Raw genomic sequence first — 22,728 nt, 5'->3', positions numbered from 1 at the left:
TTAAAGGTGGGAGGCGGAATATGGAACTTTATTGCGATGGAGAAAGAGTTTATGTTTCAAGGAACTACAGAGTTGAAGGGCTTTCAAAAAAGGAATTGTTGGAGAGCTCAGAGCATAAGGTTGTATGGCAGTCTGGAAGGCTTTCCGAAACTCCGAAGATGCTCACGAGCACAAGATACTACCTTTTAGGTGCTGGTCATTCAAAGCTCATAAGGATGAATAAAAGAAGCGGGGAGGTTATAGAACTGGAGGTAGGAAATGAAATAAAGGATATCGCCATCGACCTCAGAAATGTCTTTTCCCTCACCGCAGAAGGTCTTTATAGGGTCAATATAGAAAGGTTTACGGAAGCAGAGGTTGTAAGGATACCTATATCCGACCTGCTTGAGAAGCCTCTTAAGTCTCTCGCCCTTGTGGGAAAGAGCCTGTATGTTCTTGGTGGAAACTTGATTTATAAGATAAGCAGAGATGGAGAGCTTATCTCCCAAAGGGTGCTCTCAGAAGGTCTAAAGGTGCTCCCGGACTACGAAGGTTGCGTGGTGATAAGAAGGGGAGAGCTTATCTACCTTACGGAAAACCTTGATGTGCTTTCCAGCGGGAGTTTTGATGGTGACTTTATAAAGGCAGAGCATGGAGCATATCACACCTTCCTTCTTACAGATAGGAGTTTTGGAGTGTATGGAAAAACGGGAAAGAGATACGCTCATGTAGAAGATGCTCACTATTTGAGCTTTGCAGAGGGTTTGAACCATATATATTTCCTTAAGGAAAGGGAAACACTTGATTACAGCGGTAAAAAGGACCTTTTGGGAGACAACTTTTCAGAGATAGACCTAACAACCCTCGTGGCAATAATAATGGCTTCACTCATGCTTCTCGAGAGGAAGGGAAGGCATGTGCTTATAAAAAAGGAGAAGGGCTACATAGACATACAGATAGATGGGAAGGTTATATTTCTTGAGGATGTAATACTCGCACTCTCAAGGTATTTCCCAGAGGTATTTTACCTTTATAGAAACCCGGGATACTACGAAGAGATTGAGCTTTTCGCTCAGAGGTTTGACCTCTTCAAAGTGGTAGGCAAGGACATTAGGTTAAATTCCGAGTTGCTTGAAAGACTCCTTGAGACGCATTCCGGCTTTAAGGTCTTTGGAGAGGATATGGTGAGGTCTCTTCTCTTACTGTAGGGCTTTACATACCCCATAGCCCCTTTCTGTTTTCCCTTGCGTATCTTTGAGCCTCAAGAAATCTTTCCTGATACTTTACATTCGGAGGAATGGTGTATACCATGGCATAGCCTTCTCTCACGATAAGCTCATTAAGCATCCTGCCATCACGAAGCCAAACATAAGCCAAAAGTCTTCCATACCTGTCTGTTTTTTGCACGTCAAACTCAAGGTATACGGTTTCTCCTTTTGGTAGCACTCTTTTGGTAAACTCAGCAGAAGCTCTGCCCATTTTAATTATCTCCTCAAGGCTTTGCCCACTTCTTTCTGCGTCTCTCCTTGCCTTTGGGTTGTCTGAACTCTCTGGTGTGTCCACGCCTATAAGCCTTACCCTCACGTTCTCACCAGAGGAGAGCCTGCAGTGGAAAGTATCTCCATCCACCACGCGCACCACGGTGCAAGGTATGGTATTTTCTGGAGATTTTGCTGGCTGGCTTCTGCTACAGGAAATTACAGTAAAAAACAGCAAAAGCAGTAGCTTTACATACAGACGCATGGGATAATTTTAAGCTAATTGGTTTGCTCCTATGCTATATTTAAAACATGGGAAAAAGCCTTTGGGAAGAAGCCCTCGTTGAGGAGGTTATCTACCTTATAGCCCACCTTGCCCATGCGGAGCAACACCTTATGGAACTGGAAGGTGAGACAAAGCTTGAAGACCTCATAATCTACATTGACGAGCTAAGAAACAGGAGAAAAAGCGTGGGAAATCTTCTTTTCTCTATCCTTGAGGTTTCTGGTGAGTCTGGTGGAGAGTTCAGGAGCAAGGTGGAGAGCCTTTGGTGCACTCTTAAGCATCTTTCTATGGCTATGGTTCACTGCGACGAGTCTGCGGAGAAGGTCATAAGAAGGTTAGACTGTGCCATGGCACAAGGGAGAGAGGAAGAGGCAAAGAGGCTTTCTGAAAAGCTCAAAGAGCTATACGACCTGAGGCAGGCTTTACGAAATTCTATAAGAGAGCTTCTTTTTGAGGTTTCTAAAAAGCTCACAAAGGGACCTGCGGTAAGATGCAGGGAAGACCTGTGTGTTTTAGAAGGAGAAGAAAATGCCCTACAAGGACCTGAGAGAGTTTCTCAAGAGGCTTGAAAAGGAAAATGAGCTTGCACGCATAAGGGAAGAGGTCTCTCCCATTCTTGAGATAACGGAGATTACCGACAGGGTCTGTAAAATGCCCGGCGGTGGCAAGGCTCTCCTCTTTGAAAGGGTCAAAGGCTACAGCACCCCAGTGCTAACAAACCTTTTGGGTTCGGAAAGGAGGATAAAGCTCGCCCTTGGCTATGAGAACCTTGAGGACATAGGCTGGAAGCTATACAAACTCCTAAGACCAGAGATACCCCACACTTTCCTTGACAAGCTAAAAAGACTTCCAGAGCTAAAGAAACTAAACGACTCTCTGCCAAGGATTGTGAAGGATGGGAGCATAAGGGAAAACATAAAGAGGGAAAGGATAGATATCCTTGAGTTTCCCGTGCTTCAGTGTTGGCCCAAGGATGGTGGAAGGTATATAACCTTTGGTCAGACCATTACCAAAGACCCAGAAAGCGGTATAAGAAACGTGGGTCTTTACCGCATTCAGGTCCTTTCTCCCACGGAGCTTGCCCTCCACTGGCAGATTCACAAGGATGGAAACCACCACTACTGGAAGGCAAAAAGGCTTGGCAAGAGGCTTGAAGTGGCAATAGCCATAGGTGGAGACCCAGTGCTTTCTTATGTGGCTTCCGCACCTCTTCCACCAGAGGTGGACGAATACCTCTTTGCAGGTCTTATAAGAGAAGAGGGAGTGGAGCTTATAAAGGGTATAACCGTAGACCTTGAGTATCCTGCCCATGCGGAGATAGTAATAGAAGGTTATGTAGACCCCTCCGAGCCTCTTGTGGATGAGGGTCCCTTTGGAGACCACACAGGCTTTTACACTCCCGTGGACAAATACCCCAAAATGCACATAACCGCCATCCTGCATAGAAACAACCCCATATACCTTGCCACCATAGTGGGTAAGCCTCCTCAAGAGGACAAATACATAGGCTGGGCTACAGAGAGGATATTCCTGCCTCTTATAAAGTTCAACCTGCCAGAGGTGGTAGACTACCACTTGCCTGCAGAAGGTTGTTTTCATAATTTCTGCTTTGTCTCCATAAAGAAACGTTATCCTGGACATGCCTTTAAGACCGCATACGCTTTACTTGGTCTTGGTCTCATGTCTCTGACAAAGCATATAGTGGTCTTTGACGAGGACATAGACGTTCATGACTTTGGACAGGTTTTGTGGGCTTGGGGCAACAACGTAGACCCCTCAAGGGATGTGTTAATTCTAAAGGGTCCCATAGATGCGCTTGACCACTCCACAAACCAAGTGGGCTTTGGTGGAAAGATGGTTATAGATGCAACCACCAAATGGAAAGAGGAAGGCTACACAAGGGAGTGGCCTGAGGTTATAGAGATGTCCCAAGAGGTTAAAAAGAGAATAGACAGCCTATGGAATAGGCTTGGGTTGTAGCTTTCTCTTGTAAGCCTTTAGGGTATTCAAAAGCAGGGCACTAACGGTCATAGGACCCACACCCCCTGGCACGGGTGTTATGGCATAGACCTTTTCTTTTACCTCCTCAAAGTCCACATCACCCACTATCTTGTCTCCTACCCGTGATATACCCACATCCACCACCACCGCACCTTCCTTTACCATATGAGCCTTTATAAGGTGTGGCACGCCTGTGGCAGAGATAAGTATGTCCGCCTGCCTTGTGTATTTGCTTATGTCTTTTGTGTGTATATGACACACGCTTATGGTCGCATCCCGCCATAGCATCAAAAGACTAAGAGGTCTCCCCACAATAAAACCCGCACCCACAATAACCACATCCTTCCCCTTTACCTCTATGTTGTAGTGCCTAAGGAGCAGGTCTATACCAAGAGGAGTGCAAGGAATAAAGCCATCCTCTATACGCGCCACAAGCCTTCCCATATTCTCGGGGTGGAAACCATCCACATCCTTTTTGGGGCTTATGGCAAGGATAACTTCTTGCTGGTTTATGTGAGGTGGTAGAGGAAGTTGGACAAGAATACCATCCACCTCATCCTCTGCATTTAGCTGGGCTATAAGCTCAAGCAGTTCTTCGGTAGTGGTGTTCTCTGGAAGTTCATAGGATATGGACCTTATGCCTACCTTTTCGCAGGCTTTTTTCTTGTTTCCCACATAGACCTTGCTGGCAGGGTCATCACCCACAAGCACCACCGCAAGGGTAGGGGGTCTTAGATCCCTTGAGACAAAGGCTTCCACCTCTCTGCGTATATCCGCCCTTATCTTTTCTGATAGACTTTTTCCGTCAAGCAAAAGGTATGTGCCTATTGCCTTTTCCATCTTGTCCCCGCAGGCGTGTCCTCAAGAACTATGCCAAGCTCCTTTAACCTGTCCCTTATGAGGTCTGAAATGTGATAGAGCTTTTCCTTTCTTGCTACGCTTCTGACCTCTACCAAAAGGTTTAAAAGTCCTTCGTCCAAAACCTGCCCCGCCTCCAACTCCCTTTGGACCACCCTTTCCACCTCACACTCTGGCTTGTAGTCCTCAAGAAGTCCAAAAACACCCCTTAGGTTCTTTATAAGAGAGTTGACCGCAAACTCATAAGCCTGTAGCTCCTGCAGAGATATTCTACCTTCAGAAAAGGCTTTGTTTCTCACCTTGTTTAGCTCAGAGACAAGACCATAGACCACCGCAAGAGCTTGAGGAGTATTAAAGTCATCGCTCAAAGCCCTAAAGAACTCCTCTTCCGCTTCCTTGACCTTTTCAAAGAGAGGATGAGTGCCACGCTCCTCGTAAGTGGGTAGCTTCTTTAAAAGTTCAAGACCCTCAAGAGCGTCTATGAGCCTCTCATAAGCTCTCTTTGTCTCCTCCATCTTCTCCCAAGAAAAGTCCAGAGGGCTTCTGTAGTGAGTAAATAGCACCAAGAGCCTAAGGATATCAGGATGATATTTAGAGTAGACCTCCTTTAGGGTTATGTAGTTGCCAAGAGATTTAGACATCTTTTGACCACCCACCGTCACCAGCCCGTTGTGAACCCAATAGCGAGCAAAAGGCTTGCCAGTGAGTGCCTCCGCCTGAGCTATCTCATTTTCGTGATGAGGGAAAACGAGGTCAAGACCCCCACCATGAATATCTATAGTCTCACCAAGATGCTTAAAAATCATAGCAACACACTCCGTGTGCCAACCCGGTCTCCCGTGTCCCCAGGGAGAATCCCAAGCAGGCTCGCCAGCCTTTGCGGACTTCCAAAGAGCAAAGTCAAGAGGATTTCTCTTTTTCTCCGATGGCTCTACCCTTGCACCAGCCTCAAGCTCCTCTATATTCCTCTTTGAAAGTTTCCCATACTCAGGAAAGGCAGAAACAGAAAAGTAAACATCACCACCCGACTCGTAGGCATAACCCTTTTGAATAAGACCCTGTATAACCTCAATAATCTCCTTTATATGCTCCGTTACCCTTGGCTCCACATCCGCAGGCTTAACCCTTATGTTTTCCATATCCCTGTAGTAGCTTGCAATGTATCTGTTGGCAATAGTCATAAAGTCCGTGCATTCTTGAAGAGCCCTGTTTATTATCTTGTCATCCACATCGGTAAAGTTTCTCACAAACCTTACCCTATATCCCATATGCTCAAGAAAACGTCTAAGAACATCAAAGACTATAAGACTCCTCCCATGCCCCACATGAGAGTCATCATAAACCGTCACACCACAGGTATATATGGAAACCTTTGGCGGGTCTATTGGAACAAACTCCTCAACCTTACCAGTAAGGGTGTTATAAATGCGGATACTCATAGTAGTATTTTAGCACGCAAGAGACCACTTTGTGATACAATAAATCGTAGATTAAACTTAGGGGTCTAAAGCCCCTTGACATCTTGGCAGTTGAATAGGGTTTTTGGTCTTTGAAAACGAGGGGGTAGTATTGACTAAGAAGAATATGGTGGTTTCCCCGTCCTTCACGGGTTATATTTTGGTGTCTTTATGTTTTGATGTTTTGATGCTTTGATGGCAAGTGCTTTAGAGCCTTGTCTTTCAAGGCTTTAAATTTGACAACTGCATACTAAATTGTGCATTATCGGAGGTTGGAGAAAAATTACCCTCATTTGAGAGGGGTATCCCCTTGACAAAAGGCTTGCTGTATCTTATTTTTCTTTATACGTGGCTTTGGGTTTTAAGCCCACTGTGAGGGATGGAGACCATATCTCCCTTAGTGCTTGTTGTGTGTAGATACTAAAGTTTTAAGCCCACTGTGAGGGATGGAGATTTTTTTCACAACTGCGTTTTTCATGTTAATACCTCAGTTTTAAGCCCACTGTGAGGGATATAGACCAAAAACTGCTAAAAAGCTGTATGTTTGCCAAAGGCTTCCACAACCCACATCTTGCCTATAATAAACTTTATGATTGCTACTCTGCTCATCATAGCCCTATACCTTTTTGCCCTAGCCTTTTTTGCCTTTGTGCTTCTTATTTACCCTATTGCCTTTTACACACTTTTTATCTTCCTAATTCTCTACCTCGTAGCGTATGGCATAAGTTCTTATCTCAAGTATCGTTCACAGCAAAAGGCACTTCGTAAGGCAGTTCAAGACTATGTAGCCAAAAAGAGGGCGGAGATATCCACATATTCTCAAGGTTCTCATAGCTAAGCTAAGTTGTGTTTTTGGCATTCCTAAAAGGCACTTCTTTTGGTTGCTAATTTATCTCACAAGAGCGTGGTAAAATACCATAGGCATGGGCTTTTTTGATAGGTTTAGGAAAAAGGAGCAGAAAGAAGTTCTTTGGACAAAGTGTGAAAACTGCAAGTCTATCTTGTATATACCAGAGCTAAAGGCAAACCTCAATGTGTGTCCCAAGTGTCAGCATCACTTCAATGTTCCTGCAAAGGAAAGGCTTGAGCATCTTTTGGAAAACTACGAGCTTCTCTTTGAAAACATAAGACCCACAGACCCTCTAAACTTCAAGGATACAAAAAGCTACAAGGACAGGCTAAAGCAGGCACAGGAGCAAACGGGTCTTTCTGAGGCTATGCTTGTGGCGGAGGGTTTTCTAAAGGACGAAAGGGTGGTGCTTGTGGTTATGGACTTTGGGTTTATTGGTGGTAGTATGGGTTCTGTGGTGGGTGAGAGGTTCTATAGAGCCTGCAAGCACGCAAGTCAAAAGGAAATTCCTCTCATAGCGGTTATCACCTCTGGTGGTGCAAGGATGCAGGAGGGCATACTATCTCTAATGCAGATGGCAAAGACTTCCATTGGAGTGGGTTATCTAAAAGAAAAGGGTATTCCCTACATTACCCTTTTGACAGACCCTACCACCGGAGGCGTTTCTGCCAGCTTTGCCTTTCTTGGAGACATTATAATAGCAGAGCCAAAGGCTCTCATAGGCTTTGCAGGACCGAGGGTTATAGAGCAGACCATAAAACAGCAACTGCCAGAGGGCTTTCAGACTGCGGAGTTTTTGCTCCAAAAGGGCATGGTGGATATGGTAGTCCACAGAAAAGACCTAAAGGACACCCTGCACCAGCTCATAAAGTTCACCACCTATTGGAGAAGGCATGTGGAGGTTTGAAGAAGAGCATCCCTTTGCTCTTGCCTACAGGCTTGTGGAAGAGGGTAAACTTGACCCTTGGGATGTGGATATATCTGTGTTGGCAAGGGCTTATATGGAAGAGATAAGAAGGCATGAGCTTTTGGACCTTAGAGTGCCTGCGAGGGCGGTGCTCGCTGCGTCCTTTCTCTTGAAAAAGCAGGCGGAAGTCCTCTTTCCCGAGCCAAAGCAAAAAAAGGAAAGAAAGAGGCTCACCCTAAAGGAGATAGTGGAGCAATTTGAAAGTCAAGAGGAGGAAGTTCAAGAGGAGCTCCTGCAAAGGATAGAAAAGGTCAAAAGGGTCATAAGGGCTTCTAAGACTGGGGCTGAAAGGAAAAGAAGAAGGGAAAGACGCTTTCCCGTTCATATCTCCAAGTTTGAGGATGCTCTGCAGGAGCTAAGGGAGATGGTAAGGGAAATGGGAGTTATAAACTCCTTTTATGGACTTCTCTTGGGGAAAAATATAGTGCCTTACTTGATGGCTCTTATGGTGCTATACCAAGAGGGTGTGGTGGATATAGAGCAAGAAGTGCCTTACGGTGACTTGAAAATAAGCCTTGTAGGAGAGCATATTTAATTAGGAGGTTTGTGGTGCTAAGGCTTAAGTTTAACCAAGAGGGTCTTATACCCGTCATAGCTCAAGACTACAGGACTGGTGAGATAAGGATGTTTGCTTGGGCTAACGAAGAAGCCATAGAAAAGACCCTACAGACAGGCTACGCCCACTACTACTCAAGGTCAAGAAAAAGCGTATGGAAAAAGGGAGAGACCTCTGGAGAACTTCAAAAAGTCATTGAGGTGCGAGTGGACTGCGACGAGGATGCGGTGCTATACATAATAGAGCAAGAAAAAAACAGAGCCTGCCATACGGGTGAAAGAAACTGCTTTTTTAGAGACCCTGAGGGAAGAGAGGCAAAAAGGGTCTTACCCTTTGAAGCCTTGCAAAGGCTACAGGAGATAATACGTCAAAGGCTTGAGGAAATGCCAGAAGACTCCTACACGGTAAGGCTATACAAGGAGGGAGAAGACCGTGTGCTACAAAAGTTTGGGGAAGAAGCCATAGAGACCCTCATAGCACTAAAGAGAGGCATTCCAGAGGAGATAAGGGCGGAGGTCTCTGACATGTTCTACCACCTTATCCTTATGCTTACCATAAGAGGCATAGGCATAGAGGAGGTTCTCCAAGAGCTTGCAAGCAGGATGAAATAGGCTTAAGATTTTCTTATGTTAGTCATATTTCTCTTCCTTGTCCTACTGGTGGGCTTTTCTCACGCAAAGGTCTTTGTATCCCAGTGGCAGGATGCGGTCACTCCTCTTATGGTGGACTACATAAAAAGAAGCCTTGAGAAGGCAGAAAAGGAGGGTGGAACGCTCTTTATCCTTGAACTTAACACTCCCGGGGGTCTTGAAAGCTCCATGAGGGAGGTCATTCAAGAGTTTCAGAGGACTTCTATTCCTGTGGTGGTTTATGTTTCTCCACCGGGAGGTCGTGCAGCCTCTGCGGGGGCTATTATAACCGTTTCTGCAGACGTGGCTGTGATGGCACCGGGGACAAATATAGGTGCAGCAACTCCCGTGCAGATGGGTGGTGAGAGGATGGACGAGGCTATGAGGGAGAAGGTGATGCAAGACATGCTCGCCTTTGTCAGGAGCATAGCAAAGGAAAAGGGAAGAAACCCAGAGGTGATAGAGAGGATGGTAAAGGAAGCCATCTCCCTCACACCAGAGGAAGCCTTAAGGGAAAAGGTCATAGACTTCATAGCGGTGGACAGGGTAGACCTTTTGAAAAAACTTGAGGGTAGGAAGATAAAAAAGCATGGAAAGGAAACAACTCTTAAAACTCAAGGACTTCAGACAGTAGAGATAGGCAAGAGCCTAAGGGAAGAGCTCCTCAGCGTTATAACAAACCCAACCCTTGCCTACATGCTCCTGCTTATAGGCTTTTATGGGATTTTCTTTGAGCTTTACAACCCGGGTAGTATTATCCCGGGTGCGGTGGGTGTTATATCTCTGCTTTTGGGTTTGTATGGGCTTGGTATTATTGGCATAAACTGGCTTGGGCTTTTGCTTATCCTTGCGGGATTGCTTTTGTTGGTGCTTGAGCTTATAACTCCCACCTTTGGAGGTCTTGCTCTTGCAGGTGCTGTAGCCTTAGCCCTTGGCTCCTTTATCCTTATAAGCCCAGACTCACCCTACGGGGATATACCTCTTAGCGTCATAGGGACAATGGTAGCTCTTACTGTAGCCTTTTTCCTCTTTGCAGGAAGACTTGGCTTAAAGGCTCAAAAGAGAAAGAAAATGCTTGGCACAGAGGAGCTACTGGGTGAGCAAGGAGAAGCCTTTACTGACTTTGTGGAAGGCAAGGGTAAGGTCTTTATCCACGGTGAGATATGGAACGCGGTAAGCGATGAAGCCATAAGGAAGGGGGATACGATAATAGTGGAGGAGGTCAGAGGCTTTGTGTTGAAGGTTAGAAAAGCTTAAACGGAGAGGGCGGGATTCGAACCCGCGGTACGGGGTTTGCCCGTACACAGCATTTCCAGTGCTGCACCTTCGGCCACTCGGTCACCTCTCCTTAGGAGTTAAATATTATAATATCTCTCCGCCATGAAAGTTGCCAGCATAGATGTAGGCTCATACTCCATAAGGCTCAGTGTAGCAGAAGTTAATGCAGGTTTAGAGCTTATCCACGAAGAGGGAAGGATAACAGCCTTGGCAACAGACCTAAAGGATAGTGGTCTCCTAAGGCAAGACAGGATAGAAGAAAGCCTTGAGGTTATAAGAGAATTTTTCCAGAAGGCAAAGGAGCTTGGGGCGGAACGCATAAAGATAGTGGGGACAGAAGCCCTAAGGAGAGCAAAAAACTCAAGGGAGTTTTTAGAAAGGCTAAAGGCTCTCACAGGGCTTGAGCTGAGGGTTATTACTCCTGAAGAGGAAGGAAGGTATGCCTTTCTCTCTGTAGCCTATTCTCTTAGACCCTCTGGAAGGTTTTGTATCATAGACCAAGGGGGTGGGTCAACAGAGTTTGTATGTGGTAGAGGCTTTCAAATAGAGAGCATAAGGTCTTTTCCCTTTGGAATTGTAAACCTCACAGAAGAATTTATCCACAACGACCCACCAAAAAACTATGAGCTTGAGTCTCTGAAAAACTTCCTTGACGAGCATATAAGAGAAGTAGTCCAACCCTGCGATGAGCTTGTGGGTCTTGGTGGCACTATAACCACCATAACCGCCATTGAATACGGTATATATCCCTACAGGGGTAAGGATATTCATGGAAAGGAGCTTTCCTTAGATAGGCTCATGTTCTGGCTTGAGACACTAAGCTCTATGAAGGAAAGGGATCGCATTGCCAATTTTCCCCACATAGAGCCAAAGAGGGCAAAGGTGATAATTCCTGGGCTTGTTATCTTTTATAGAAGCATGGTTCTTTTCGGGAAAAACAGGATAAGGGTAAGCGACTGGGGTTTAAAGGAGGGGCTGTTGGTGGAAGAAACCCTAAGGTGTGGAAACTGATTTTTCAATTGAATCTAATCCAATTGTACCTTGTTCTTTGCAGAAAACAGAAAAATTAAAAAAAGGGGGAAAAGAGAAGGGAGGTGAGCAGGGGCTATACTCTGTTTGGTTAAAAAAAGGCAGGAGCAGCCCCTCAGAAGATCCATTGGAACTGAAGGGTAACTGCATCGTTTTTTATGCTATTCCTCTGTTCATCAAACTTTGTGTATTCAAGTGTCCATCGGAAGTTTTCATTTATGAAGTAATAGTTAATACCTAAGCCCATCTGCTTTATGTTACCCAGATTTCCAGTGGCACTCGTATTGGGACCCACGAAGTTTGTAGCATCTCCGTAAAATCTCGCGTTTGCACCAGTTCCAACCTGAACTATTTGGGGTTTATACTCAGAGTAGGTTATGTAGGGTTCAAACTTGTGTTTGGACTTTGGATTTAGCATGTAGCCTGCCTTCAAAAGCCAGAAGTCGTTTTTTATACTTCTGTTAGGGTAAACATTGTTAGCACCATCAAGTAGTATTAGCTTGCTAAACTTAACCTGACCAAGCTCCGCAACAAGGGATACTGGACCGTGATGCCATGCAAAATCCACACCATAAAACTTCATATCAACCTTATTATCGAGAAGATTGTTAGCCAGAGTACTATTAGGTACAGATAAAGGGTTAGGCAGTAATAGATAAGGTATTCTTACATTAACCGTGCCAGCACCGTTTTGAGGGCTACCGTTGCCAAGAAAGCCCGGTGATATACCTTGTGTATCTGTTATTATGTGTTGGTCTATTTTGTTTTGAAATGCGTAGGATACACCAAGGGTGATGCCTTTCCGCTTTCCAAGGTAGGTATCTCTATAAAGCCAATTGTATATTGCAGGTCTACCCTCTTGGTCGCCAAAGGTCACGGTTCCTCGCAAGGTTACAAGCGGGCTATTAGAGGAGTTGCCCCTTGCCTTCGAAAGACAAGTGCCCACACCCGGATTTGGTGCAGTAAAGCCACACAAGGGAGTAGTGGAAGAAGCACCTACAACGGTATCATCCCACGGATTTCGGACGTTTTTAAACCCTCCAAATAAACCTAAGAATCCATCAAAGGTAACCCTGGAATAACCCTGTCCCTTGCTTGCTCCTCTTATATGGGCGTAGCCACCAAAGGCTCTGCCGGTGACGTCTCCAATAGTAAGATGAGTCCACCTAAGCGTTGCATTTGTCCTATCCAGGTCTATGTTGTCATAGGCTCTTTGAAACTGCTCCCTACCCAGAGGAACTCTTGGATAGCCTAAGTGTAGGTCAAGGGTTATACCCCTCATGTCTGTCATGGCACTTGGGACAAGCACTACATCCAGCTCGTGAATAACTCCGGTATTCCTGTTACTCTGTCTCCTTCCATGTGTAGGCTGTCCACCAAAAGGTGCATCATAAGGGTCTCTTCCAAAATCGTTATCTCTTAGAACAAAGTTAAACTTAAACCAAGGATTAACGCTCCCTCCAAACCTCAGCCTCACCCTTCTAAAGAACACATCTGTTCTATCACTTGCCCCTATGAAATTGGGTCTATTTTGATCGCTAATGTCCTGCTGTCTAAACCACAACTGCATAAGAAGGTTAATGTCCATGTACTGGTCTTCCGCAGGACCAGAAAGTCTTATGGCATGAGAAGGTTCTGGTAATGCGAAAACTGCCGCAAAAAGTAAGCCTCCTATTAACTTCTTGTTTTTCATATATCACCTCCTTACTGTACTTTTATGTAAGCAAAACCCTTTGATTGCAAGTCTCCAATGGCTCCAACTCCAGAAGGCACTATCTTAGTAAACTCATGTAGCTTATTAGCATCAAGTCTTAACCTTTGCAAAGTTATATTACATATATAAAACTCAACACCATAAGCCAACAGATCCTTTTCTGTCTGGTAGAGTTCGTCAATCTTTATACCTTCTGTCTCCCATGGACTGCCGGAAAGGTCTTTCATAAAGAACTTAACACCTGCACCATGAGCCACGACAACTATCTTTATCCTAAAGGGGTCATTGTCATAAACAGACAGATGGTTTCTTATATTACCCAGCATAGCCTTAAACCTTGCTTCCTGAGGAAAATCACAGTGATAGACCACAGCTATTTTGGCGTCTTTTTTAATATCTTCCATTTTTACCTTTGGTGGAGCAGCTTCCGCAATCTTATTTATAAAGGGCACAGAAGCTAATAGACTTGCTAATCTAAAAAAGCCTCTTCTATCCATGTTACTACCTCCTTAGGATTGATCCTTTCATAGATGTAGTATGCAAGAAGTATGCCAAAAACCTGTAATGGATCTTTTACTGATAAATCAAGTGCCTCTCGCTTTTGATGTTAGGTTCAGATGTGTCAATTTGTCAAATGTTTTGCCATTTTGGCATTTACAAAAGATTGTATTTCTTAAGTTTTCTGTAGAAGGTTCTTAAAGGAATATCCAAAAGTTCTGCAGCCTTTCTCTTGTCAAAATTAACTCTCTTCAATACTTCTTCAATCTTCATCTTTTCTATTTCCTTAATACTATCAGGCTTCTTGTGGAAGGATATGTTGAGGTGGTTTTCATCAATCAAAGTTTCATTGCATAATAGTACCGCTCTCTCTACTATGTTTCTTAGCTCTCTTACATTACCGGGATAATTGTAAGATAGGAGAGTTGCCTTAGCTTTTTCAGTAAAACCCTTTATTTTTTTATTGTACTTTCTACAGAATTTTTCAAGAAAATGTTCAACTAATGGGATTATGTCCTCCTTTCTCTCCCTTAAAGGAGGGATTTTAATTTCAACTGTGTTTAGTCTGTAATACAGATCCTCTCGGAAAAGCCCATCATCAACTAGCTTTTTAATATCTCTATTTGTTGCACAGATAATGCGTACATCACTCTCTACTTCTCTTCTACCACCTAATCTATAAAATTTCTTTTCTTCTATAGCCCTCAGAAGCTTAGCCTGTAATTTGAGGTCAAGGTCTGTTATTTCATCTAAAAAAAGCGTCCCTCCCTTAGCTAATTCCATAAAGCCTGCCTTTTGATTGCCTGCACCAGTAAATGCTCCCTTTTCATAACCGAAAAGCTCAGCTTCCAAGAGTTCCTGAGGTATAGCGGATATATTTATGGCGACGAAGGGTTTATCCTTTCTATCACTTAGTCTATGTATAAGTTTAGCAACAAGCTCTTTACCGACCCCACTTTCCCCCTGTATTATAACACTACAATCACTGCAAGCTATCTTTCCTATAATATCCACTACATTTTTCATTGCGGGACTTGCTATTATCATATCCTCTTCCGTCAGCCTTTTTTCGCTTTTTAAGAGGCTATTTTCTCTCTTTAGGCTTAACATATCTTCTACCTTTTTCACCACAAGTTCAACCTCTTCCAAACTGCAAGGTTTTGTCAAAAAGTCAAAAGCCCCCAGCTTCATAGCCTCAACCGCTATCTTTATTGTTCCATGGCCGGTTATAACAACCACTTCCTGAATACTGGGGATTTCCTTTATCTTTCTGAGAATGTCCATGCCGTTCATATCAGGTAGAAGCAGGTCAAGTATAATCAGGTCATAATGCTGTTTATCGATAGAGTCTATGGCTAACTCACCTCTTGAAACATGGTCAACAGAGTGCCCCTTTTCTCTTAAAAACTTTGATATTAGCCAACCGTATTCTATTTCATCTTCAATTATAAGTATCTTCATGTTATGCGTCCTCACTTTTAATATACACGCGAAACTCGCAACCTCTGTCTAGGTTTTCATACTCTATTTTGCCCCCCATGTCCTCCACAAACCTCTTTGCAATAGACAGCCCCAAACCAAAACCTTTAGCTTTTGTAGTATAAAAGGGTTGGAAAATTTCTTCAGAGTTTACACCCGGACCTTCATCCCTTATTTTCCAAACTATAAAAGGATCAACATCTTCAATACCCACATAGATTTTACCCTGCATTGGAGACGCGTCTATAGCGTTATCTATAAGGTTAATAAGAATCTGTTCCAGTTTCCATGGATATGTTAGGAGTTTTTGATACTTCGTTTTCGGGTTTAGTTCTATAATTATCCCTTTATGCTTCGCTTTGAAATGGATTATATCTAATAAATTTTTTGTAAAACTTAAGGGATCTATTTCCTGCGGTGAACCATCATAGCTCTTTGCCATGTATAGCAACCTGCTTATTGTATCCCTCGCTCTTTCAACATTTTTAAGAACCACTTCCGCCATTTCCTTCACTTCCTTTTCATTGGACACATTTCTTATATACTCAGTATATGCCATTATAGAAGCAAGAGGGTTGTTAAGTTGATGTGCTAAGGAACACGCTATTTCTCCTAATATGGCTAATTTGGAGTATTGTCCAAGAAGAAACTCAGTACTCTTTTTATCTGTAATATCTTTTATATGGAAAAGTGTATAGTCTTTATCCTCTAATTTAAGAGGTATTGAAGTCACACTTACGCATTTAGTTTTTCCTCCGATACTTATAATACTTTCTGGTATGAACAGGAATACACCTGTTGTAAAATGTTCACACACATCCTTTATATTCATTCCAAGTACCTCATTAGCTGTAACATCAAACATGTTCAAAAAATTGTCATTTACCATCTCTAATGTGCCACTCTCATTCTCTACCAATAAAATGCCGTCTCTAAGTTTATTAAACAAATTTATGTAAACACTTTTTTCCCTTTCAATTCTGTCAAGAAGATTTTGAAAAGCTCTTGCAAGCACGTAAACCTCACCATATCCTTTAATCTCCAAATTTTTCCTATCCATCCAATTTATAACAGATAACTTCAAGTCTTCAAGAGGCTTGAATATCCTTTTCACGGTAAAAAAGCCCACCCAAAAGAGTCCACCGCATAGAACTGAACTTAGCAAAAAGGAAACTTTTAAAAAATTGTAAGCATTCGCATAAATGAGGTCTTCAGGTTCGCTTAGTTCAATAATCATATTTGTACCTCTTATATGAGATTGCAAACTAAGCATTTTTCCGGTTGCCCAGTTGTTCAATGACACCATAGTCCTACCATTAGTATCTAATAACCTAATTGTAGCATCATGTATTCCGTACTGGTGAGCATAATCTTTAATCAAATCTCTTACATTCATAGCACAAACTATAAAACCCATAGGCACATTGTTGCTAATATCAAACACCTTCAGGAGCATATACATCTCGTTAGTACCCATTGAATATACATCTAATACTTCGTCTACCCATTCCAACTTACTCAACGTTTTAGGCAAACCTTCAAAGTTGATAGACCTTGTTTCAAGATAAATAAGTCTGCCCCTTGTATCGTAATAAGCGCATCCCTTAATATGTTCAATATCTCCTGTCAGTCTCCATAGAATTTCTTTCAAACTTATGTTTAGGCTTCTGTATTTTGTTGCTATAGATTTTATTTTTACCTGAGTGGATACTATATCTTCCCTAAATCTATCCGCAAGGATCTTGGTTATAACACCTTTGTCTTCTTGCCATGATATTCTAAGCTGTTCTTTCAATATACGGAAATAGATGAAAACAAAAAGAATCTGGACAAAAACCATAAGGAAAATGAGTGCTAATATTCTATTTTTGATGCTACACCTCATTTAAAAACTTGGTCTGCGAGAAGAGTCTTGCTATTATCTAAAACATATCCCATTTCCCTAAAAACGCTCTCATTTATAGAAAGTCTTATTTTTGTCACTTTTTCAAAGGGTATATCTGCAACTCTGGCTCCTTTTATTATCTGATAAGCAATATAAGAAGCCTGATAACCTTGATCATAACCAGAGCTACCGTAAGCCACCGCACAACCTTTTGTAGCATGCTCTGGGGATAAGCATACTACCGGTATATGATAAAACCGCGCATAGTGCAAGATGTAGGATGTTAAAAAATTATCTGTATAGAAACACGGGGTCATTACAATAGCCTCAAATCCATCTTCTTTCATATGGCTTATTACATACTCAAGATCCTGAACGTCCCTAACTTCTAATGGATAAATTTTTAATCCATGCTTTTCACCTGCTTTTATGGTTAATTTAGTTGCCAACTTTGAAGCTTCAAAGTTGGGTGTGCAAAAAACTATAGCCTTTTCTACATGAGGGAATAATCTTTTGAATATTTCTATGCGTTTTTCCATTAACTCCATATTTAGGTTGTCAACGCCTGTTACACCCTTTATAGGTTTGTTTTCGTCATCCACAAAGCCCCAAGCTTTTATGGCAGTGCCACCCATTATTACAATTGGAGGTTCAAAGTCGTTCTTTATCTTTTTAATGTAGTAAGCTTCAAGGCTACCACCTACTGCTACAAGCCTGAACTCTTTTTCCCTTTTTACTATCTCAATAGCTTTCTCTTCTAAACTTTTTAAGTTATTTTCTCCATTGTATATTACAAATTCCACATTATTAAGTCCAAGATTTTTTAGCCCGTCCCTGAAACCATCCAACTTAGTCAACCTTCCCTCTCCAGATATAAGAACACCTATGACTATCTTCCTTTCACCGAACCAACAAGAGACAAGCGTAAGAGACAATAAAATTGCCAATACAGGTCTCATTGTTTATAATATATACCCAATATAGGCGGCGTAGCTCAGTTGGTTAGAGCGGAGATCTCATAAGTCTCAGGTCGGAGGTTCGAGTCCTCCCGCCGCCATTATTCTACCGACACCCTCTTCTGGAGCTGATAAAGCCTTATTATCTCTTCCACAGTGTTGGCATCCTCTGGATTTTTATCCTCTCTTATAAAACTAACCGCCCTTGGAAAACGCAAAGCGTAGCCCGGCTCTTCAAGGGTCCTGCCTGCGGTGTGCAGAGGGGAGCGAGTTATCTCATCCGCATTAACCGTTATCACATACCTTGGCTCTACCCAAACATCCACATCCATGAGGCTGTCCACCCTTGGATGCCTGTGGTCGAGCCTTATTTTGTCCAGCATTTCTTTGAGCCTTACCCATTCCTCCTCTGTGAAGCCCGAGCCTACCTTGCTTATGGTCTTGAAGGTGTCCGTTGAGGGCTCATAGACCGCCACGAGAATGCCTCCTATGCCCAGCTTTGCCCTTGCACCCCTTCCGTAGTAATAACCCACTATGACCACATCTATGGTATCTGCAAGGCTTCCTCTGTAGCTTCTTTTTAGTTTTATCCAGTTGAAGTTTCTTGAACCTGCGGTGTAGGGTGCATCAAGGCGTTTTGCCATAATACCCTCAAGACCCCTCGTTATGGCATCCTCAAAGAAGGCTTCCACCTCCTTCACACTATCCGTTATGAACATCTCAGAAGCCCGAAGGGTGTTTGTATGGGTAAGAAGTTCCTCAAGAGCCCTTCTTCTTTCTATGTAGGGTTTTACCGTGTAGTCTTCGCCCTCAAGGTAGAGGAGGTCAAAGACAAAGAGCCTCAGGGGGTATTCTTTGGCGTATTCCTCTACGCTGTATTTTCTCTTTCTCTGTATGGTGACCTGAAAGGGATAAAACTCGCCCGTCTCTTCGTTTACCGCCAGAGCCTCCCCTTCAAGGATAACACTTTGAGCTTTTATGTCTCCTATAACCGCCTTAACTACATCTGGAAACATCTCTGTCATAGGTTCAAGGTTTCTTGAATATATTTCCACCTTGCTTCCATCCTTGTGAACCTGAAGCCTAAAGCCATCGTATTTTGCCTCTATCGCACACCTCCTAAGCCTCTGGATTATTTCCTCTGCGCTTGAGACCCTTTCTGCGAGAGCCATCCTTATGGGATAACCCACTTGAATCTTGAATTCCCTTATGGCGTCAAGCCCGCCCTCCTTTAGCCTTTTAGCCACAAGCCCAAGGTCTGAGCATAGATTGTATGCTCTTTCTATGTAGGGTTTGAGTTCTTTATCTCCCATGGTAAGAGAAAGTGCATCTATTATGGTGGCATCCCCCACACCAAGCCTCAGCCTACCTATGATAACCCTCACCGCATATTTGGCTTCAAAGCCCGAAAGACCCTTCAGAAGATTTATGAGCTTCATGACCTTGTCTAAGGTTCCCCTTGTGCGTGCAACATCAAGAAGTTCCTCATAGACCCTTACAAGGCTTAGACCTCTTCCCTGCCAGCTGATAATTCCCTGTGCGGTTTCTCCAAGGTCTCCCTTTTGCTTGTAAAGGGCTTCCACCTGCTTTACCTTTACACCGCTGGCTTTAGAGAGGGCTTCCATCATGAGTTTCTCCGAAACTCCAAACTCCACACCTCTGAAGGCGGGCATAAGCTCACCAAGGGTAAGATAAACTACCTTATCAATCTCCTCAGCCTTCGCCCTCTCTAAAAGGTCTCTTAGTATGTCCGCCATCTCAAGCCTGCTGGTGATCTGCTCAAGGCGGTAGAAGTATTCAGAAAGCTCCCTAAAGGTCATGTTAAAATTTTAGCCTCAATCTGCCCTCTAAGTCCTTTATAAACTGGTTTGCGCTTCTTCCAGAAAAGCCCCTCTGCATAGCCCACTCAAGGGCAAGCCTCTTTAACTCCTCCTCTTCCAGCTCAAGCCCCCTACACAGAGCCAGATATTTCACTATGTCTAAATACTGCTTTTTGCCAAAACTGAAAAAGCCGAGCCTTATGCCAAACCTTTCTACAAGGGAGACCCTCTCCCAATAGCTCTCCTCTGGAAATTTGCCTTCCTCTTCCCTCTCTGGCATGAGATGTCTCCTGTTGGAGGTGGCATACACAAGCACATTGCTTGGTCTTTCTTCCACATCGCCGTCCATGAGAGATTTCAGAATTCTTACTTCCTCGTCCCCAGCTTCAAAGGAAAGGTCGTCAAAAAAGAGAATGAATTTTTCTTGACGCCCTCTCAAAAGGTCATAAAGCTCAGAGAGGTGGCTGATGTCCATCTTGTAAACCTGCACGAGCCTGAGCCCATCCTTTGCAAAAAGCCCTAACATGGACTTCACCAGCGAAGATTTGCCTGTGCCTCTGTCTCCCCAGAGAAGGGCGTCGTTGGCGGGCAAGCCTCTCACGAACTGAAGAGTGTTTCTTCTGAGGGTTTCCTTTTGCGTGTCTATGTGGAGCAGGCTATGAAAATCAGGCACATGAGCATGTCTTACAGGTAGAAGCTCACCTTCCTTAAAGCGGTATGCCAAGTATTCCATAGCCCTATCTCACCCCCATCTGAGTTTTTCCTTTAGGATGCTAAAGAAACTCCTGCTGGGGTTTGGATACATAAGGCAGGAGTGCTTGGACTTCTTTACTATAACTGTATCTCCCCTTCTTAGGCTCATGCCCTCTTGTCCATCAAGGGTGAGGTATGCCATGTGGTCTTCAGAGAGGTTTACAAGCCTTATCTCAAAGTTCGGTGGGACTACAAGAGGTCTGTTGGAGAGGGTATGGGGGCATATGGGAACAAAGAGAAGGGCTTCCATTAGTGGGTAAAGGATGGGTCCTCCTGCGGAAAGTGCATAGGCGGTAGAACCTGTAGGTGTGGATACTATAACCCCGTCTCCATATACCCTAAGCACCCTCTCTCCTTGAAGCTCTATTTCCACCTCCACCATACGGGCAAGGCTTTCCTTTGAAACCACCACATCGTTTAGGTAATCCCCCAGATAAAGCTCCTCAGACCCTCTAAGGAGAGAAGCGGAAAGCATCATCCTCTTCTGAGGTTCTATTCTGCTCTCTAAGAGAAGTTTAAAAACCTCTTCCGCCTCCTCCAGCTCCACTTCTGTGAGAAAGCCAAACCTTCCCACGTTTATGCCAAGTAGTGGCACACCTTCCTTTGAGGCAAGCCTTGCCCCTGCAAGAAAGGTGCCATCCCCACCCACCACCACAAGTAGGTCAGTGCCCTTGAGAGTGGGCTTTTCCTTCTTTGAGCGTTCGTTGACAAAAACCTCTGGGTCAATGCTATAAGACCTCATCAACTGTGCCACCTTTTGAGAAACCTCCATAGCCCTCTGGCTGTCCTTCACAAAGAGGAGAACCCTCATAGAAGCCTGTCAATTATCTCACAAAGCACATGGGCAAGGGTTATATGGCACTCTTGAATGCGTGCGGTATCGTAGGAAGGCACTACAAAGCTGTAATGGGCTATATCTACCAGCTTACCCCCATCCCTTCCAGTAAAAGCTATGGTGGTAGCACCCAGGTCATGAGCCTTCATGAGACCTCTTATCACATTGGGCGAGTTTCCAGAGGTGCTAATGCCAATAGCAATGTCTCCAGGCATACACAGGGCTTCCACCTGCCTTTCAAAAACCCTTTCAAAGCCGTAATCGTTCCCTACTGCGGTAAGGATGGAAGTGTCTGTGGTAAGGGCTATGGCTGGCAAAGCCCTTCTTTCCCTTTTGAACCTTCCCACTATCTCTCCGGCTATGTGCTGGGCATCTGCGGCGCTCCCTCCGTTGCCAAAAAGGAGGAGTTTATTGCCATCTTTTAAAGCCCTTGCTATTATTTCCCCAACTTCCACAACCCTCTCTGCATAAAGCTCTACAAAGGCCAGCTTTATGTCCGCACTTTCTCTGAAGGAGTTTATCACAAGGTCAAGCATCCTTCCTTCTGAGGTCTCCCACTGTAAGCCTGTTCATTAGCTTGAAAAATTCCATGAGCTTTTGTTTGTGATATTCCTCTTGGTTTTCTATGAAGGTGAAAAGCCTCTTTATTTCTGGGTCATCAATTCCTGCAATCTCTTTTCCATACTCACCGCCAGTTTCCTGCTCGTAGATTATCTCCGCCTTGACCTGCTCTTGGAAGCTCTTTAGAGGCTTTGGTGAAAAGTCCACCCGTTGAATGTTGGGCATTCCACCAAGCTCACCTATCTTCTCACCTAGCTTGCCCATATGAACCATGCTCTCTATGGCAAGGTCAAGCATTATGTCCTTGTAGTCGCAATTTTTGGAGTGAAAAAACTGATAAAGGTAGTTGATTATAGTCTGATACTCCTCCCTTAGGAATTTGTTAAGCACTTCAAGGGTTTTAGGGTCTGGTCTTTGTTCTTCCAGTGGAACGCATACGAGCCCCTCCTTTACCTTTTCCATAAGCTCTGAGAACTCTATCCTGTGGTCCTGCTCATCTTTTATTACCCTCTCAAGGAGTTTCTTCACAGAGTCATCTTTGACCATTTCCAACTGCTGGCTGTATATCCTTATAGCTTCCTCTTCCGCCCACACATCCTTTGAGAGCATATCCGCCCAGTCGGGTCCACCTATCATTATCATATCCTCAAGCCTGTCCAAAACTACCTGACCACCCAGCTGAACCACCTTCTGGGCAAACCATTTGAGATGCCTCATCTCCTGACGGGCTATTTCCTCTATTTCCGAAGTTATGTTTCCGTCGGTTATAAGGAATATATGATACAGATACTGCACTATGGCGGAGTGCTCAAGGGCAACATCATAGAGAAGCATACTTATGGTCTCTTTTTTATCCATA

The 22,728-nt window shown here is 43.9% G+C and carries 22 protein-coding genes and 2 tRNA genes; 10 read left to right on the top strand and 14 right to left on the bottom strand.

The features are described 5' to 3' along the window. Positions 1 to 20 precede the first annotated feature (20 nt). The gene (locus tag G3M65_RS00790) at positions 21 to 1,187 is read left to right on the top strand and encodes a hypothetical protein (protein WP_173832679.1); all 1,167 of its coding nucleotides are present in this window, start codon (positions 21 to 23) and stop codon (positions 1,185 to 1,187) included. A gap of 4 nt (positions 1,188 to 1,191) precedes the next feature. Here the strand turns inward: G3M65_RS00790 and G3M65_RS00785 are convergent, their stop codons facing one another. Then, the gene (locus G3M65_RS00785; protein ID WP_173832678.1) at positions 1,192 to 1,722 is read right to left on the bottom strand and encodes a thermonuclease family protein; all 531 of its coding nucleotides are present in this window, start codon (positions 1,720 to 1,722) and stop codon (positions 1,192 to 1,194) included. Between the two features lie 47 nt (positions 1,723 to 1,769). Here G3M65_RS00785 and G3M65_RS00780 point away from each other — a divergent pair, with 47 nt between their 5' ends. Then, positions 1,770 to 2,312 (top strand): hypothetical protein, encoded by a 543-nt coding sequence (locus G3M65_RS00780; RefSeq protein ID WP_173832677.1) that lies wholly within the window; start codon positions 1,770 to 1,772, stop codon positions 2,310 to 2,312. Continuing rightward, the gene (locus tag G3M65_RS00775) at positions 2,272 to 3,723 is read left to right on the top strand and encodes a menaquinone biosynthesis decarboxylase (protein WP_173832676.1); all 1,452 of its coding nucleotides are present in this window, start codon (positions 2,272 to 2,274) and stop codon (positions 3,721 to 3,723) included. Before G3M65_RS00780 ends, G3M65_RS00775 begins: the two co-directional genes overlap by 41 nt. Here the strand turns inward: G3M65_RS00775 and folD are convergent. Then, positions 3,700 to 4,584 (bottom strand): bifunctional methylenetetrahydrofolate dehydrogenase/methenyltetrahydrofolate cyclohydrolase FolD, encoded by an 885-nt coding sequence (gene folD / locus G3M65_RS00770; RefSeq protein WP_173832675.1) that lies wholly within the window; start codon positions 4,582 to 4,584, stop codon positions 3,700 to 3,702. The two genes, G3M65_RS00775 and folD, sit on opposite strands and share 24 nt — an antisense overlap. Then, on the bottom strand, positions 4,569 to 6,041 hold the full coding sequence (cysS, locus tag G3M65_RS00765; RefSeq protein WP_173832674.1) for a cysteine--tRNA ligase: 1,473 nt from the start codon (positions 6,039 to 6,041) through the stop codon (positions 4,569 to 4,571). Before cysS ends, folD begins: the two co-directional genes overlap by 16 nt. 607 nt (positions 6,042 to 6,648) lie before the next feature. Between cysS and G3M65_RS00760 the strand changes: the two genes are divergently transcribed. The 5 genes from G3M65_RS00760 to G3M65_RS00740 all read left to right on the top strand — a co-directional run bounded on the left by G3M65_RS00760 (position 6,649) and on the right by G3M65_RS00740 (position 10,318). Then, entirely contained in the window at positions 6,649 to 6,897 is a 249-nt protein-coding gene (locus G3M65_RS00760; protein WP_173832673.1) for a hypothetical protein, read from the top strand. Between the two features lie 85 nt (positions 6,898 to 6,982). Beyond that, positions 6,983 to 7,816 carry an acetyl-CoA carboxylase, carboxyltransferase subunit beta gene (gene accD / locus G3M65_RS00755; RefSeq protein ID WP_173832672.1) on the top strand — a complete coding sequence of 278 codons (834 nt, stop codon included), beginning with the start codon at positions 6,983 to 6,985 and terminating at the stop codon, positions 7,814 to 7,816. After that, complete coding sequence (locus G3M65_RS00750) at positions 7,803 to 8,411, top strand: segregation/condensation protein A (protein WP_173832671.1); 609 nt, start codon at positions 7,803 to 7,805, stop codon at positions 8,409 to 8,411. Before accD ends, G3M65_RS00750 begins: the two co-directional genes overlap by 14 nt. A 14-nt stretch (positions 8,412 to 8,425) precedes the next feature. Continuing rightward, positions 8,426 to 9,043, top strand: coding sequence for a bifunctional phosphoribosyl-AMP cyclohydrolase/phosphoribosyl-ATP diphosphatase HisIE (gene hisIE / locus G3M65_RS00745; protein WP_173832670.1), 618 nt, complete (start codon positions 8,426 to 8,428; stop codon positions 9,041 to 9,043). Between the two features lie 15 nt (positions 9,044 to 9,058). After that, positions 9,059 to 10,318, top strand: a complete 1,260-nt coding sequence (locus G3M65_RS00740; protein WP_173832669.1) for an NfeD family protein — start codon at positions 9,059 to 9,061, stop codon at positions 10,316 to 10,318. Between the two features lies 1 nt (position 10,319). On the opposite strand, the gene G3M65_RS00735 is transcribed toward G3M65_RS00740, so the two are convergent. Next, positions 10,320 to 10,409: transfer RNA gene (locus G3M65_RS00735), tRNA-Ser, on the bottom strand. Between the two features lie 32 nt (positions 10,410 to 10,441). Between G3M65_RS00735 and G3M65_RS00730 the strand changes: the two genes are divergently transcribed. Continuing rightward, complete coding sequence (locus G3M65_RS00730) at positions 10,442 to 11,350, top strand: Ppx/GppA phosphatase family protein (protein WP_173832668.1); 909 nt, start codon at positions 10,442 to 10,444, stop codon at positions 11,348 to 11,350. 133 nt (positions 11,351 to 11,483) lie between these two features. Here the strand turns inward: G3M65_RS00730 and G3M65_RS00725 are convergent, their stop codons facing one another. The 5 genes from G3M65_RS00725 to G3M65_RS00705 form a co-directional block, all read right to left on the bottom strand. Continuing rightward, on the bottom strand, positions 11,484 to 13,061 hold the full coding sequence (locus G3M65_RS00725) for a putative porin (protein WP_173832667.1): 1,578 nt from the start codon (positions 13,059 to 13,061) through the stop codon (positions 11,484 to 11,486). An 11-nt stretch (positions 13,062 to 13,072) separates the two neighbouring features. Next, positions 13,073 to 13,579: a DsrE family protein gene (locus G3M65_RS00720; RefSeq protein ID WP_173832666.1), complete on the bottom strand. Its 507-nt coding sequence runs from the start codon at positions 13,577 to 13,579 to the stop codon at positions 13,073 to 13,075. Between the two features lie 157 nt (positions 13,580 to 13,736). Beyond that, the gene (locus G3M65_RS00715) at positions 13,737 to 15,041 is read right to left on the bottom strand and encodes a sigma-54-dependent transcriptional regulator (RefSeq protein WP_173832665.1); all 1,305 of its coding nucleotides are present in this window, start codon (positions 15,039 to 15,041) and stop codon (positions 13,737 to 13,739) included. A gap of 1 nt (position 15,042) precedes the next feature. Further along, a complete protein-coding gene (locus tag G3M65_RS00710; protein WP_173832664.1) occupies positions 15,043 to 16,854 on the bottom strand; it encodes a sensor histidine kinase in 1,812 nt (603 codons plus the stop codon). 86 nt (positions 16,855 to 16,940) lie between these two features. Further along, positions 16,941 to 17,903: an ABC transporter substrate binding protein gene (locus G3M65_RS00705; RefSeq protein ID WP_173832663.1), complete on the bottom strand. Its 963-nt coding sequence runs from the start codon at positions 17,901 to 17,903 to the stop codon at positions 16,941 to 16,943. A gap of 24 nt (positions 17,904 to 17,927) precedes the next feature. Here G3M65_RS00705 and G3M65_RS00700 point away from each other — a divergent pair. Then, positions 17,928 to 18,001, top strand: a tRNA-Met gene (locus G3M65_RS00700). On the opposite strand, the gene G3M65_RS00695 is transcribed toward G3M65_RS00700, so the two are convergent. From G3M65_RS00695 to G3M65_RS00675, 5 genes are read right to left on the bottom strand one after another with little or no spacing between them, the layout of a single operon-like run. After that, positions 18,002 to 19,720: an ATP-dependent DNA ligase gene (locus G3M65_RS00695; protein ID WP_173832662.1), complete on the bottom strand. Its 1,719-nt coding sequence runs from the start codon at positions 19,718 to 19,720 to the stop codon at positions 18,002 to 18,004. It abuts the tRNA gene before it with no gap. A gap of 1 nt (position 19,721) precedes the next feature. Continuing rightward, positions 19,722 to 20,453, bottom strand: coding sequence for an ATP-binding protein (locus G3M65_RS00690; protein WP_173832661.1), 732 nt, complete (start codon positions 20,451 to 20,453; stop codon positions 19,722 to 19,724). Positions 20,454 to 20,462: 9 nt separating this feature from the next. Continuing rightward, positions 20,463 to 21,284: an NAD(+)/NADH kinase gene (locus G3M65_RS00685; RefSeq protein ID WP_173832660.1), complete on the bottom strand. Its 822-nt coding sequence runs from the start codon at positions 21,282 to 21,284 to the stop codon at positions 20,463 to 20,465. Next, positions 21,281 to 21,844, bottom strand: coding sequence for a D-sedoheptulose 7-phosphate isomerase (locus G3M65_RS00680; protein ID WP_173832659.1), 564 nt, complete (start codon positions 21,842 to 21,844; stop codon positions 21,281 to 21,283). Before G3M65_RS00680 ends, G3M65_RS00685 begins: the two co-directional genes overlap by 4 nt. Then, on the bottom strand, positions 21,837 to 22,727 hold the full coding sequence (locus tag G3M65_RS00675; RefSeq protein ID WP_173832658.1) for a ferritin-like domain-containing protein: 891 nt from the start codon (positions 22,725 to 22,727) through the stop codon (positions 21,837 to 21,839). Before G3M65_RS00675 ends, G3M65_RS00680 begins: the two co-directional genes overlap by 8 nt. Position 22,728 lies beyond the last annotated feature (1 nt).

The sequence above is a fragment of the Hydrogenobacter sp. T-8 genome, from assembly GCF_011006175.1.
In the GTDB taxonomy this organism is placed as follows: Bacteria; Aquificota; Aquificia; order Aquificales; family Aquificaceae; genus Pampinifervens; species Pampinifervens florentissimum.
Note: the sequence above shows the minus strand (reverse complement) of the source record. Positions and strands in the feature narration are given on the sequence as shown.